Source organism: Ferrimonas aestuarii (assembly GCF_005116665.1).
In the GTDB taxonomy this organism is placed as follows: Bacteria; Pseudomonadota; Gammaproteobacteria; order Enterobacterales; family Shewanellaceae; genus Ferrimonas; species Ferrimonas aestuarii.
In genome coordinates this window covers 1-255 of the sequence record NZ_SWCJ01000058.1, presented here as the reverse complement: position 1 = coordinate 255, position 255 = coordinate 1, and the positions used below count along the sequence as shown (strand labels likewise).

At 52.2% G+C, this 255-nt stretch carries 1 rRNA gene; it reads left to right on the top strand.

What is annotated here, in order from left to right:
• Positions 1-255, top strand: a 23S ribosomal RNA gene (locus tag FCL42_RS21610); the annotation flags it as partial.

Below are 255 nucleotides of genomic sequence, written 5' to 3'. Positions count from 1 at the left end.
CCGGTAAACGGCGGCCGTAACTATAACGGTCCTAAGGTAGCGAAATTCCTTGTCGGGTAAGTTCCGACCTGCACGAATGGCGTAATGATGGCCACGCTGTCTCCACCCGAGACTCAGTGAAATTGAATTTGCGGTGAAGATGCCGTATACCCGCGGCTAGACGGAAAGACCCCGTGAACCTTTACTACAGCTTGGCACTGAACATTGACCCTACATGTGTAGGATAGGTGGGAGGCTTTGAAGCATTGTCGCTAG